The organism is Lewinellaceae bacterium (genome assembly GCA_020636135.1).
In the GTDB taxonomy this organism is placed as follows: domain Bacteria; phylum Bacteroidota; class Bacteroidia; order Chitinophagales; family Saprospiraceae; genus JAGQXC01.
Genome location: JACJYK010000001.1, coordinates 530,066 through 543,209 on the forward strand (window position 1 = coordinate 530,066; position 13,144 = coordinate 543,209).

General features: G+C 50.5%; 6 protein-coding genes (1 of these 6 only partly in view). 2 read left to right on the forward strand and 4 right to left on the reverse strand.

Annotation, left to right across the window (positions count from 1 at the left end; translation table 11 throughout):
- Window positions 1-5,884 carry the 3' portion of a hypothetical protein gene (locus H6570_01995; protein MCB9318024.1) on the forward strand. 21,725 nt of this gene lie to the left of the window's left edge, so the window shows 5,884 of its 27,609 coding nt (coding positions 21,726-27,609); its start codon lies off the left edge, out of view; the stop codon is at window positions 5,882-5,884.
- A gap of 144 nt (window positions 5,885-6,028) precedes the next feature.
- Here H6570_01995 and gyrB read toward each other — a convergent pair whose 3' ends face one another.
- Together gyrB and tsaE are read right to left on the reverse strand one after the other, a co-directional pair.
- The gene (gene gyrB, locus H6570_02000) at window positions 6,029-7,975 is read right to left on the reverse strand and encodes a DNA topoisomerase (ATP-hydrolyzing) subunit B (GenBank protein ID MCB9318025.1); all 1,947 of its coding nucleotides are present in this window, start codon (window positions 7,973-7,975) and stop codon (window positions 6,029-6,031) included.
- 220 nt (window positions 7,976-8,195) lie between these two features.
- The gene (gene tsaE, locus H6570_02005; GenBank protein ID MCB9318026.1) at window positions 8,196-8,594 is read right to left on the reverse strand and encodes a tRNA (adenosine(37)-N6)-threonylcarbamoyltransferase complex ATPase subunit type 1 TsaE; all 399 of its coding nucleotides are present in this window, start codon (window positions 8,592-8,594) and stop codon (window positions 8,196-8,198) included.
- Window positions 8,595-8,691: 97 nt separating this feature from the next.
- Between tsaE and H6570_02010 the strand changes: the two genes are divergently transcribed.
- Window positions 8,692-9,924, forward strand: coding sequence for an alanine dehydrogenase (locus H6570_02010; protein ID MCB9318027.1), 1,233 nt, complete (start codon window positions 8,692-8,694; stop codon window positions 9,922-9,924).
- Between the two features lie 134 nt (window positions 9,925-10,058).
- Here the strand turns inward: H6570_02010 and H6570_02015 are convergent, their stop codons facing one another.
- Both H6570_02015 and H6570_02020 read right to left on the reverse strand, forming a co-directional pair.
- On the reverse strand, window positions 10,059-11,078 hold the full coding sequence (locus tag H6570_02015; protein ID MCB9318028.1) for an aminodeoxychorismate synthase component I: 1,020 nt from the start codon (window positions 11,076-11,078) through the stop codon (window positions 10,059-10,061).
- Window positions 11,079-11,081: 3 nt separating this feature from the next.
- A complete protein-coding gene (locus H6570_02020) occupies window positions 11,082-13,010 on the reverse strand; it encodes a S9 family peptidase (GenBank protein ID MCB9318029.1) in 1,929 nt (642 codons plus the stop codon).
- Between the last annotated feature and the right edge of the window lie 134 nt (window positions 13,011-13,144).

Consider the following 13,144-nt stretch of genomic DNA (forward strand, 5'->3'; position numbering starts at 1 on the left):
TGACGGTATGGGCAACCAGGCCGGATTTGGCAATTGGATCGATCAACATGCAGGCATGCAGGCAGCCGATGTTTGCAGTAGTGTGAGCTGGGATACTATGACGGTGTCAAGAACAAATGACTGTGTCGCCGGCAGGGCAAGGCAGGTGAAATTTGTGGTGTCGGATGTTTGCGGCAACAGGGATTCTGCTTTGGCTTCCTTTATCATTATAGATACCCTGCCACCAGTGATCATTCGCGAGGCACAGGATACTGCCATTACGTGTGATTCGGTGGATATCAATATTGTATTTGCCAGGTGGATGAATGATCATGGCGGAGCTCTCGCCACGGATGCCTGTTCGATGGATAATCTGACCTGGACGTCGCGGGTGACCGATACCGTAGAAGATTGTACGATGTTGCCGACCTATGCGGTGGTATTTTATGTGGCGGACGAATGCGGCAATCAGGATAGTACCCTGGCCATATTCAGTGTCATTGATACGCTGGCACCCAGTATTGTGATACCCCGTGATACCATCATTCTTTGTGATCAGGATACCAGCCCGGCCAACCTGGGAGATCCGATTGCTGAAGATAATTGCAGCATGTTTGTATTGTCCTATACAGATACGGTCACGCCCGGCAGCTGCAATTCCGAATATCAGATCGAAAGAACCTGGATTGTTGAAGACCAGTGTGGTAACCGGACGGGTGGCGTTCAGATCATTCAGGTCATCGACACCGTGCCTCCCGGCATGTCCTGTCCTGCAACCAGTAATGCGAATTGCAACTTCACTGAAGTCCCCATATTTGCTAACTATCAAACCTTTATTGATTCCGGAGGTGTGATCACGGATAACTGTGAGCTGGATACCGCTTCATTCATGTATCTGAATTCCTACATGGATACTGTAGGGCGGGTGATTGTTCTTCACCGGATTTATCAGATAGCCGATGCTTGTGGCAATACCAGCACCTGTGACCATGCTGTCAGCCTGGAGGATGTGATCCCACCCGTGGCCAATTGCCGGGTTGAATTCAGCATCATGGCCGGGGAAGATGGATTGGCTCACCTGGTTGCCGACTCATTGGATGATGGCAGTACCGACAACTGTGGTATAGACACCATGTACGTGGTCCCGGATGTACTTAGCTGTGGGTTTTTCTACGGCCAGGATGTTGAACGCCAGGTCACTCTGTATGTGGTAGATCGTTTTGGAAATGTAGGAACTTGTACGACCTTGGTCAGGGTATCATGTCCTTGCCCACCGGATGGTATTCCACTCTCGTGTCAGGACCAGGTCAAAGTTTCACTCGCCTCAGATTGTCAGCGGGTCGTGGAACCAGCTGATGTACTGGCGTGGGAAGTACTCTCCTGCTATAACCCTTATAAAGTCATTATTTACGATGCGAGTGGAAATGCCATTGGAAATACAGTCAATGACTCCCATGTTGGCCAGAGATTAACCTATACCATCATTGATACCCTCACCGGAAACCGCTGCTGGGGCGATCTGAAAGTAGAGCAATCCTATCCACCTGCTTTTACCTGTGTGGATGATACCATCAGTTGCCTTGATCCGATTCCGCCGGTACCGGATGCACCTCAGGGATGTACCTTCGTATACCGCCTGCGTGTGATGGATGAGCAATGGACCGATTATGGTTGTGATGATCCCAGGTTCATGGGTGTATTACGCCGGAGGCTACTGGTCAATGATCCTTGGAATAATTACACGGAGTGCGTTCAGAACATTTATATCCGAAAAGAAAACCTCGACAGCCTGGTCTGTCCTGTAGATACGGTATTGAATGGATGTCTGCCTGACCTTGACGGACAAAATCGCTTGCTGGATACCAATCTGGTTACGCTGGATGCCCGGGGCTATCCTCATCCCAAGCCGCTCGTGGAGAACGGCAAAGTCACCGGTCTGGTGCCGGTTCCATTCGTGATCGTACAGGGAGATACCGTTTATTTGCAATTCCGGGATAAAGCTTGCAACCTGATAGTGGATTACCAGGATGAGATCATCCCATTATGTAATCCGGGTTATATGATCCGCCGTACCTGGATCATCAAGGACTGGTGTACTGGTGAAGAGCGCTCCTGTGTCCAGCGTATATCGATCGTAGATACGACCGGACCTGCCCTTGAATTAGCCTCTTCGATTACTATACCAGTTGAGACCCATGGCTGTAAAGCACGTGTGCCTGTTGCCGTCCCTAAAATCATCGAAAATTGTACATTCCCATATCTGCCGGATGACCTGAGCTATTCCATTCGCTATGAATTGGTGCTCGATCAGGAAGGGCAGCAGATCAGCTATGCCGGGGATCTGGCCGGTCAAACGGAATACCTTTACCTGCCGGCCGGAAAATACCTTTTACACTACCTCATAAGTGATGCCTGCTGGAATCAGCGCGAATACATCCAAACGGTATGGGTCGTGGATGACCAGCCGCCGGTAGCCGTATGTGACGAGATCACACAGGTAACGCTGGGTCCGGATAGCTGTGTTGCACGTATTTATGCCCGTGACCTGGATGACGGTAGCTATGATGGGTGTTGTGAAAAATTGCACTTTGCGGTTGCTTCCATGGACGATATTGACTATTGGACCAAGTACTGGACCGGGCAATTGGAAACATGCCGTCCGGAACTGGAGGCAGCAGAACGCAACGCGTTGATAGACCACTGGATTGATTGTTATGTCTTTAACGATTACGTGGACAGCCGGAACTGTGGCGCCGACCAGCTGGTGCTAAGGGTCTATGAAGCCTGCGACCTGCCCGTCAGGGATTCCCACCTCTTCTTTGGTAATGAGCATGCCTGGTTCTGCTGGAATCTGTATGATGATTATGCCTGCTATTTCAGATTGCATTACGATGAAGTAGATACCGATCAGGTGCCGGTTCTGGATTTGTGTCAGGAATCGTGGGCTACCGCGTGTTACGAGCCTAAACACGAGCATGGAACATCATATCAGAATGCACTATGCTGTACCTATCCGATACAGGAACAGGCTCAATGGCAGTACATCCAATGGCAATATCCGGAAATCGGCGATTATGGGTTAAGCAGTACGCGACGCTGGTTCCAGCATTTGTATTCCGATTGCATGATCCAGCTCTACAAAGACGATAAAGTGCCGCCGGTCGTGGAAGCACCTGCCGATGTGACCCTGTATTGCGATGGAGTTCCCGGTCTGGTCCAATTAAACGAAAAAGGAGGATATGTGTTGACCGATCCAGGTCACGCCTGGAATGTTTGTACCGAAGCAGATCATCTGACCACTGGCGCTTGTAGCTCTTCCGGATGGTACCAGGATATCATCGGCGGAAGCTGCTGTGTAACAGTGCCCTGGGATGGAGAAAAAATGGGTTATTATGCCGGCAGCCTGCCTTACGATCAACCCTGTAATAACGACTGGTATTCCAGTAGCTGGCAGCCCTGGTACTGCAAATTATGGTTGGAACTGGACAAATTTGATCTTAGCCCGGCTACCGACTGGAGGTCCGGTCAACCAGCAATCTCTGATGCCTGCACACCACAGGAAGAGCTGATCATCGACTATCAGGAACAGAACCAACTCAACGATTGTGGCATTGGATCGGTTGTGCGGACCTGGAAAGTAACGGATGGTTGTGGTAATGTCACGGAAGCGCACCAAACAATCCATGTCTTAGCCAGAAGTGACTTTGAGGTAGTATTCCCGGCCGATACCACCGTTGTGTGTACAGACCAGATATCATTGGATGCATCCGCAGAAGGAGCCGGTGTGCCCTACATTACCGATGATGAATGCGAACAAATTGGCATCTCTTACCAGGATGAACGGATTCAATTGGACGGCAGTGCATGCTATCAGATCAAGCGGACCTGGAAATTGATTAACTGGTGTGTATTCAAGGGCGATCTTGCCTCCAGCCATCCCGAAATCATCGTAGACGACCGCAAGGTTGCCGGATCCGTACGTCCCTGCATTTACCGTAATCTCAAGGATAATGGCGACGGGTATATGGAATACATCCAGATCATCCGGGTTGACGACCGCACCGCTCCGGTACTTACCATGAGCGCGGATACCACCATCTGTACGTATTGGGCTGATTGTGAACCCGATACCAGCAGCATTGTCCTTGGCCAGGCTATAGACAACTGTACCTCCACTGATGTATTGCGCTATACCTACCGGTGGTGGCCTGTGGATGTTCCAGGAGAGATCCATACCGGGGCAGGAAATGTCCTAAGTGACCGGTTACCCTATGGGACGATTCACGTTGAGATGAAAGTGGAAGACCTGTGCGGCAATGCAGATACGGGTATCCTTCAGATTGTGATACGGGATTGTAAGCCACCAGTGCCCTATTGCTTTGAAGAAATCGTTACGGTGGTCATGGATACTACCGGACAAATCGTGGTTCCTGCTTCAACCTTTAATGCAGGAAGTTACGATAACTGCACGCCTCAGGATGCCCTGCGGTTCAGCTTCACGGCTGATGGACAGACGCCGGAGAGAACGTTTACTTGTCTGGATATTCCGAATGGTAAAGAGGCACTGCCTGAGCTGGAAATGTGGGTGCTGGATGGCAATAACAACGCGAACTATTGTACGATCCGTCTGAAAATACAGGATAATTCTGGCAATGCCTGCGCGGATGTAAATACTGATTTTATGGTACAGGGGAATATCCATACCCTGTCCGGTGAAGGCATCGATCAGGTTGACGTAAAGGCTATGCAAACGTTCCTGAGCGATACCACCGATATCAATGGTGATTACGACATCCAAGATCTGAAACCAGGTGTCTGGTATACCATCCGGCCACACCGTAATCATGATCCATTAAACGGGGTTTCGACGCTGGATCTGGTACAAATTCACAAGCACATCCTGGGTATGGAGCCATTTACCAACCCTTACCAATACATTGCGGCGGATATCAATAATTCCCAGACCATTAATGTATTGGATTTGGTAGAATTGCGTAAATTGATACTGGGCGTTCTCGATTCGTTCCCGCACAACACAAGTTGGCGGTTTATACCCAAGAACTATTCCTTCCCGGATGTTAATAAGCCCTGGAGTTTCCCGGAAACGGTCGATATATTGCCTCCAGTGCCTGATTCCATCCAGCATGATTTCATTGGTATTAAGATCGGTGACCTTAATGCTTCGGTGTTACCGAATGGTTTGGCAAGGCCTGAAGTACGCAGCAATGAGAACCTGCTATTACAAGTAGAAGATCGTTTTGCCTCACCCGGGGATACGGTCGATATTCCGTTGTATGGTCTGGATTATCAAAACATTACCGGCTGGCAATGGACATTGGGTCTCACTAATTTGAAGTTCCTGGAAGTAATTCCGGGCACACTGCCTTTGGAAGATGGAAATGTCGGGTTACGTTGGGCATCGGATGGCTTGATCACGATGAGTTGGGATCACCCGGAAAGCGATACCATTGCATCCGATCAGCCACTGTTTACCCTGAGGGTACAAGCCACGGATACGATCCGTTTGAGTAATGCTTTACATATCCTGTCCAGCAAGACTCCAGCGGAAGCCTACCGGGGCACAGACGAGATATTGGGTGTTGACCTGCAGTTCCTGAATGATCAGGAGGTGATCCGTCATGAACAAATGACAGTCTATCAGAACCACCCGAACCCATTCAATGAGAAGACCTGGATTGGCTTTGAATTGCCGGCAGCGGATCAAGTAATCATCCGGATCATGGACCAGCATGGCCGGACAATCAAAATATACCGGAATGCCTTTGTGGCTGGCTATCATGAAGTTGAAGTCAGTGGCGAAGGGTTGCCTCAGGCAGGTATCCTTTACTATCAGGTGGAATCTTCCAATCGAACGACGATCAAAAAGATGATCCGCTTGCAATAACAATGGATTCAATATTTGAATCAAACCAATATCAGTAGTATCCCAATCCACGAATCGATTGGGATCTTTTCAATCCCAAAAAGCCACGCTAGAATGCTAGCGTGGCTTTCTTTTTTGGGTATTGATTTTAATTTTCTGGAGAGGTTACGCGTCGACTTTAGCGTATTTGGCATTAGCCTCGATAAAGGCACGGCGTGGTGGAACCTCGTCGCCCATAAGCATGGAGAAGATACGGTCCGCTTCTGCCGACTCATCCACCGTCACCTGCTTCAACTGCCGGGTCTCCGGATCCATGGTGGTTTCCCATAGCTGCTCGGCATTCATCTCACCCAGACCTTTGTATCGCTGAATTTTAATGCTGCTGTCCGATTTACCACCGGAGTAGACATCGACAGCTGCTTTCCGTTCCTCATCATTCCAGCAGTACTGATATTGTTTGCCTTTCCGTACCTGGTAGAGTGGGGGAGATGCGATGTACAAATGGCCTTCATCGATCAGGGGTCGCATGTAGCGGAAGAAGAAAGTCAGGATCAGGGTCACGATGTGACTGCCATCTACGTCGGCGTCGCACATGATCACGATCTTATGGTAGCGCAACTTATGCAGGTTCAGGATACGTTCACCGTCCTCCCCTTCTTCGATGGATACCCCTAATGCCGTGAAGATATTTTTGATCTCTTCATTGTCATAGATCTTGTGTTCCAGCGCCTTTTCCACATTGAGGATCTTACCCCGCAGAGGAAGTATGGCCTGGAAATTCCGGTCGCGGCCGGATTTGGCGGTACCACCTGCGGAGTCTCCTTCCACCAGGAACAACTCACTGTGGCTGGGATCTTTGCTGGAGCAGTCAGCCAGTTTGCCGGGCAGTCCACCACCGGTTAATACGTTCTTGCGCTGGACCATTTCACGGGCTTTACGCGCAGCTTCTCTGGCTGTGGCCGCCAGGATGACCTTATCAATGATGCGTTTGGCATCCTTGGGGTTCTCCTCCAGGTAATAGTTGAGTACATCACCCACACACTGGGATACGATACCCAGCACCTCGGAGTTACCCAGTTCGCCCTTGGTCTGACCTTTGAACTGTGGTTCCGGAACTTTGACCGAAATGATGGCGGTCAATCCTTCCTTGAAGTCATCACCGGCAATATTGACTTTGGTCTTACCAAACAGGTTGTTGTCCTCGCCGTATTTCTTGAATATTCTGGTGACGGCCCGGCGGAAACCACTTACGTGCGTACCTCCTTCCCGGGTGTGGATGTTATTGACAAATGAAACGATGTTTTCTGCATACGAAGTGTTGTATTGCATGGCTACTTCTACTTCGACATCGTCTTTCTTGGCTGTGACATAGATCGGGTTCTCGATCAGGGGAGTTTTGGATTCATCAAGGAATTTCACAAATTCAACCAATCCTCCTTCACTGTGGAATATTTCCCGCTTAAAATCCCCGTCCTCTTCTTCGCGCTCATCGATCAGGGTCAGATACAGGCCTTTATTCAGGTAAGCCAGTTCGCGAAGACGCGTGGCCAGGGTATCGTATTTGTATTCCACAGTTTCGAAGATGACCGGGTCCGGCGAGAAGGTGATTGTAGTTCCTGTATCCTCGGCATCTCCGATGGTTTGAACTTCTGCCAGCGGCTTGCCCTGGGCATATTCCTGGACAAATACCTTCCCTTCACGATGAACTTCCGCACGCAGGTATTTGGACAATGCATTGACACAGGATACCCCGACGCCGTGAAGGCCTCCGGAAACCTTATAGGTGTCTTTATCAAATTTACCGCCGGCATGCAATACCGTCATCACCACCTCCAGCGCGGACTTTTTCAGCTTTGCCTGGATACCGGTCGGAATACCGCGGCCATCGTCGATCACCGTGATGGAGTTGTCTTTATGAACATGGACCGTGATGTTCGTAGCATATCCGGCCAGGTGCTCGTCGATCGAGTTATCGACCACTTCCCATACCAGGTGATGCAAACCTTTGGTATCGGTGCTGCCAATATACATCCCCGGCCGCTTCCTGACGGCTTCCAATCCCTCCAGCGCCTGAATATTATCGGCACCGTAATTTGATGGTTTTTCACTCATAGGTGATTCACATTTTTAAGACGTGCAAAGATATGCAAAAAAAGCCTCCTATACCAGGAATTCAAGACCTTAAAGGCCTCTTTTTGAATTGGTTTTATAGATGAAAAAGATTAATAACGAGAGGACCCGTCACCAGGTTCACACAAAGGCTGAGGTATCTGGATATTTAGTGGTTATTTCTGCTGAAACCGGGCTAATTGATTCTCGTCCGTACCTACTTTTATTCCTTTTCCAGTAGCTGGGCAACCACGTCGCGGCAGCCATCCTCGCGGATGCGGATCTCTATTTTAAGGTAGCCTGACAGCCAGAGCGGTTCGATCAGTCCGGGCCACTCGATAATGCACCATTCTCCGCTGTCCAGGTAGTCCTCGATGCCAATTTCCTGGGCTTCCCCGATGGACTTTAAGCGGTAGAGATCCAGATGATACAGCCAGTGATCTTCGGGCAGCAGGTAAGGCTGTACGATGGAAAAGGTTGGGCTGGTGACCAGATCGGACGCTTGCAGCGTCTGAGCCAGGCCCTGCACCAGGGTAGTCTTTCCGGCACCTAAGTCACCGCTCAGCAGCCACACCAGGCTGCCGGGATAGTCCCGGATCAGCTGCGCCGGCAGCGCATGCATTGCTTCGACCGAGCAAATGGTATAAGTCTTGGCCATGTACAAAGATACCTCCAACATTTCTCTTATCTTCATACTCGATTGTAAACCCTGCAATGCTATGGCGATACATGAGTTTTCTTCAGGTGAAGGTATCCAAAGCCGCAAGAGCCCTGAATTCCATTATCAGGAAGAGACCCTGGCCTTGGTCAAGCAGCCACATAAGCTCTTTATTGGCATCCCGGTAGAGCAAAACATCAATGAAAATCGCATCGCACTGGTCCCTAATTCGGTCAAATCACTGACCGGCCAGGGCCATCGCATCGTGGTGGAAAGCGGCGCAGGGCTCAAATCCAATTTTACCGACCAGGATTATTCGGAAGCCGGTGCGGAAATCGTCTTCTCCACCGAAGAAGTCTACAAAGCGCAGATCATCCTCAAGACATCACCGCCGAAAGAGGAAGAAAGCGAATATTTCCACCCGGGGCAGATCATCATTTCACCTCTGCAGATCCCGATCATCACCGAATCCTTCATCCAAAAACTGAAGAACAAGCGCGTGATCGCCATCGCAATGGAATACCTCCAGGCCGATGACGGCTCTTATCCGGTGGTGCGCATCATGAGCGAACTGGCCGGATACAGTGCGATCCATACGGCGGCCGAATTATTATCCAATACCGGCGGCGGCCGGGGTGTATTGCTCGGCGGCATCGCCGGTGTGCCTCCCGCTAAAGTGGTGATCCTGGGTGCCGGCGTCGTCGGCGAATTCGCCACCAAAGCCGCGCTGGCACTGGGTGCTTCAGTCCGCATCTTTGACGACAACGTTTACAAGCTGATGCGATTGCAGAATCATGTAGGGCATGCCTTGCACACCTCCTCGATCAATCCGGTTTACCTGGGATACCAATTGCTCAGTGCGGATGTGGTGATTGGCGCGATCCATTCGGGTTCTGGGCGTACGCCCATGGTGGTCACCGAAGAGATGGTCGCCAAAATGAAATCAGGTTCTGTGATCATTGACGTATCCATCGATCAGGGCGGCTGCTTTGAGACTTCAGAAATTACGACGTTGGAGAAACCCACCTTTGTCAAGTATGGCGTCATCCACTATTGTGTGCCTAACATTGCGTCCAAAGTGGCGCGTACTGCTTCGGTAGCCATCAGCAATATTCTCACTCCTTTACTGCTTAAGGTAGGCCTGTCTATGAGCATCGAACACCTCCTGTACAACCATTACGGATTGCGCCATGGCGTCTACCTCTACAAGGGATGCCTCACCAACCAGTACCTGAGCAACCGTTTCAACATCAACTATACCAGCCTGGATTTGCTGCTGCCGTCAAGTCTGTAGAAAGCTATGGTCAGCTGGTTTAGGCAGTAGCTACGGATGATGCTATGGCAAGATTGCAACCCATTCAGCCTTTACCCATTACCCATTACCCGTTACCCTTTAACCTTTCACCTTTCACCTTTCACCCTAAGCCTTTATACCATCACTCTCTGCATCAAATGCCTGTGCTCCCGTGCCAGGGGTAATTGGCATTTCGCAAGCATCTCGTGGTATTCCGTCAGCCAATCGCTTTGCATGGTAATGCCGGCACCACTGCGGAAGAAATAACCTTCCGGTGTCTGTTCTACAAAGCGGATGAGCACGGCGCTGTCCATCTGTAAACCGTCGAAATAGCCCATAATGCCGGTATAGTAACCCCGCGGTTGCCCTTCGATGCGGCGTATGATGCGGATGGACTTGTCTTTTGGCGACCCGGACACCGATCCGGGAGGAAAGATCTGGGAGAGGATGGTCCCGTAAGAACGCTTGAAGGATTCTTTAATCTGCCCCTGGATCACCGAGGAGGTCTGAAGTAGTTGGCCTTTAGCCGTATTAACCTGGTCCACATAGCGGTACTTTACCAACTCTACATCGTCCGCGATGCGGCTGAGGTCGGTATGCAAGACATCCACAATGGTGGCGTGCTCTGCGTTTTCCCGCGGGTCATCGAGCAACAGATTACGTTGTTTGTATTCCGCCTGGGTCTTCGTTCCCTTCATGGGATAGGTGGAGATGGTATCCTGGTTGATGCGGACAAATGCTTCCGGTGAAAAGACAGTGCAGGTATCCTTGATCCAGAGTTTGTAAGGTGCCTGAGTGATCTGGAATAACTCCAGCAGCGTAGCATTGGTATGAATACGGGTAGGCAAGGTCAGGCTTAAAAGTTGGCTGTTACCTGCCATCATCTCCTTGCGTGCAACCTGAAATAACTTCTGGTAATCGGCTTTCGTGATGGGATCGATCTCCCATTCCAGGTATTCCAGCGGAGTAAGCTGGGGCAGTGGCTTGGACATGCTGGGGAAAATGAACTGGATCTGCGTCGGGTCAATGGCGAAGAGAGGAAACAGCAAAGGCTTCTTTCCTTCAAAATCCCAGACGAAAAAGAAAGGTGTGCCGGCATGCCCATAGGCATCCATTTGCCGTACAACTTGTTGAAATTCAAGGGTGTTTTCCATAGTCTAGTGTGCTAACAAATGCTTTTTCAGAAAGCCTAACAGGACTTTATACACTTCAAAGCGGTTTTCTTCATTGCGAAATCCGTGACCTTCGTCGTACTTAACCAAATAGGGAACGTCGATGTTCCTGGCACGCAATGATTTAACAATCTGATCGCTCTCGTCAATATTGACGCGCGGATCATTGGCTCCCTGGATCACCAGGAGCGGGGCCTGGATGCGGTCCACATGATAGACCGGACTTGCCGCATGCATGCGTACCTCATCTTTTTCCGGGTCACCTACCATCTCGTACATCATTTGCAGGAAGGGCATCCAGTAGGGGGGGATGGTCTTCATGAAGGTGAACAAATTGGCCACCCCTACATAATCGATCGCACAGGCATAAAGCTCCGGCGTGAAGGTGACACCTGCCAGCGTTGCATATCCGCCGTAACTCCCGCCGTAAATGCCTATGCGGTTAGGGTCTGCGATACCTTGTGTGATCAACCAGTGGACACCGTCGGTGATATCGTCCTGCATTTTGAAACCCCATTCTTTAAATCCGGCCGTCCAGAATTTTTTACCGTATCCCGTACTTCCCCGGTAGTTGACCTGCAGAACACCGATGCGTCTGCTGGCGAGCAGTTGCACTTCCGGATTGTAGCCCCACACATCACGGACCCATGGGCCTCCGTGTGGATTGATGACGACCGGCAGGCCCTTGCCGTCAGAATCTTTCGGCAGCGTCAGATATCCATGGATGGTCAGTCCGTCACGGCTGGAATATTCGATGGGCATCATGGACGACATGTCCTCCTCGCGGATCCAGGGACTAACATCGCTGATTTTATCCAGCCGTTTTCCCTCGAGATGGTAGATGTAATAAGCTCCCAGCGACCGGTCGGAATGGGTGCGGACCAGGTAGATGTCTTCGGCCTTATTGGTTGAAGCGATACCCACTTCCTTGCCCGGTAATAATTTTTCCAGGTCGTGCTGCAGGTTTCTCCGCTGTTCGTCGAGGAAATGATAGTGTTTCTTATCGGTGATGTAGGTGACTGCGGTGAGCTTTTTCCGTTTTTTGGAATACCCCAGCGAAGATACATCCACCTTGGGGTGGCTATAGATGGGATCCCCGGATTCCTGCCCGGTATGCATGTCCATGGCGACGACAACCGACTTGTCCCGGCCGAGATTGGAAGATACGTAGACCAGGTGAGGGTGCTCAAAATCAAAGGCCAGCGGAGCAATGCTGTCCCGGAAGTCGGTGGTGACAACTTCACGAAAGGCCTCAGACTCCTGGTCACGATACATCAGGCAGTTATTGACGCCATCGATGATCTTCATGGCCATGCGTAGCTTCCCATCATGGTCGGTGATCCAGGAATCGATGGGTTCGGCCGGATTGTCATTGCTGGCCAGTTGATGCAATGCTCCGGTATAGACATCAATACGGTAAGGATCAAAAAGCTGGGGATTGTTTTTGTTCATCGCAATCAATACCGACTGCTCGTCATCCTCCAGGTCGTCGATCAGTTGAACCCGCACCTGCGGATAGGGCGTCAGCGCTTTGGACTGGGAGCCATCCACATTCACACCATACAACTGGTAGTTTTCATCCCCGCCGGTGTCCTTGATATAGATCAGCCGTTCGCTATTGGCCCATAAGAAGCCGGCAATATCACGGTCGGTCTCAAAGGTAATTTGTTTGGCAGGAGCCTGCAGGTCATCTGTGGGGATGATGAACAGGTTTTGCCGCCGTTGATAGGGGCCGGCATAGGCAATGTATTTGCCGTCAGGTGATAGGTCATAACCGGTTTTTTCCGGATGCCGGAAGAAATCTTCTACCGCATAGGTGGCTGTACCAGCCGACCCCAGTTCGATCAGTTGCCTGAGGTCTTCCGAAGAAGATGGTAGAAGGATATCTCCGGGTCGATTTGCTTGCTCTGACATACGATTTGCTTTTTAAGTTGTCCGGTAGGACTGTATAAACGCTTTGGAGCATGGCATGTTGAGCATTAGACGGCATTTTTCATGCCGGTCACGCATGCTCTGTGCGATTTTGATCACCCTGGCAGATGACATGC

Excerpts from the sequence above, each read along its gene's own strand:
- H6570_02015 (MCB9318028.1), bottom strand. The coding sequence starts at position 11,078 with ATGGAAAACACCCTTGAATTTCAACAAGTTGTACGGCAAATGGATGCC.
- tsaE (MCB9318026.1), bottom strand. The coding sequence starts at position 8,594 with ATGCATGCGCTGCCGGCGCAGCTGATCCGGGACTATCCCGGCAGCCTG.
- H6570_02020 (MCB9318029.1), bottom strand. The coding sequence starts at position 13,010 with ATGTCAGAGCAAGCAAATCGACCCGGAGATATCCTTCTACCATCTTCT.
- gyrB (MCB9318025.1), bottom strand. The coding sequence starts at position 7,975 with ATGAGTGAAAAACCATCAAATTACGGTGCCGATAATATTCAGGCGCTG.
- H6570_02010 (MCB9318027.1), top strand. The coding sequence starts at position 8,692 with ATGGCGATACATGAGTTTTCTTCAGGTGAAGGTATCCAAAGCCGCAAG.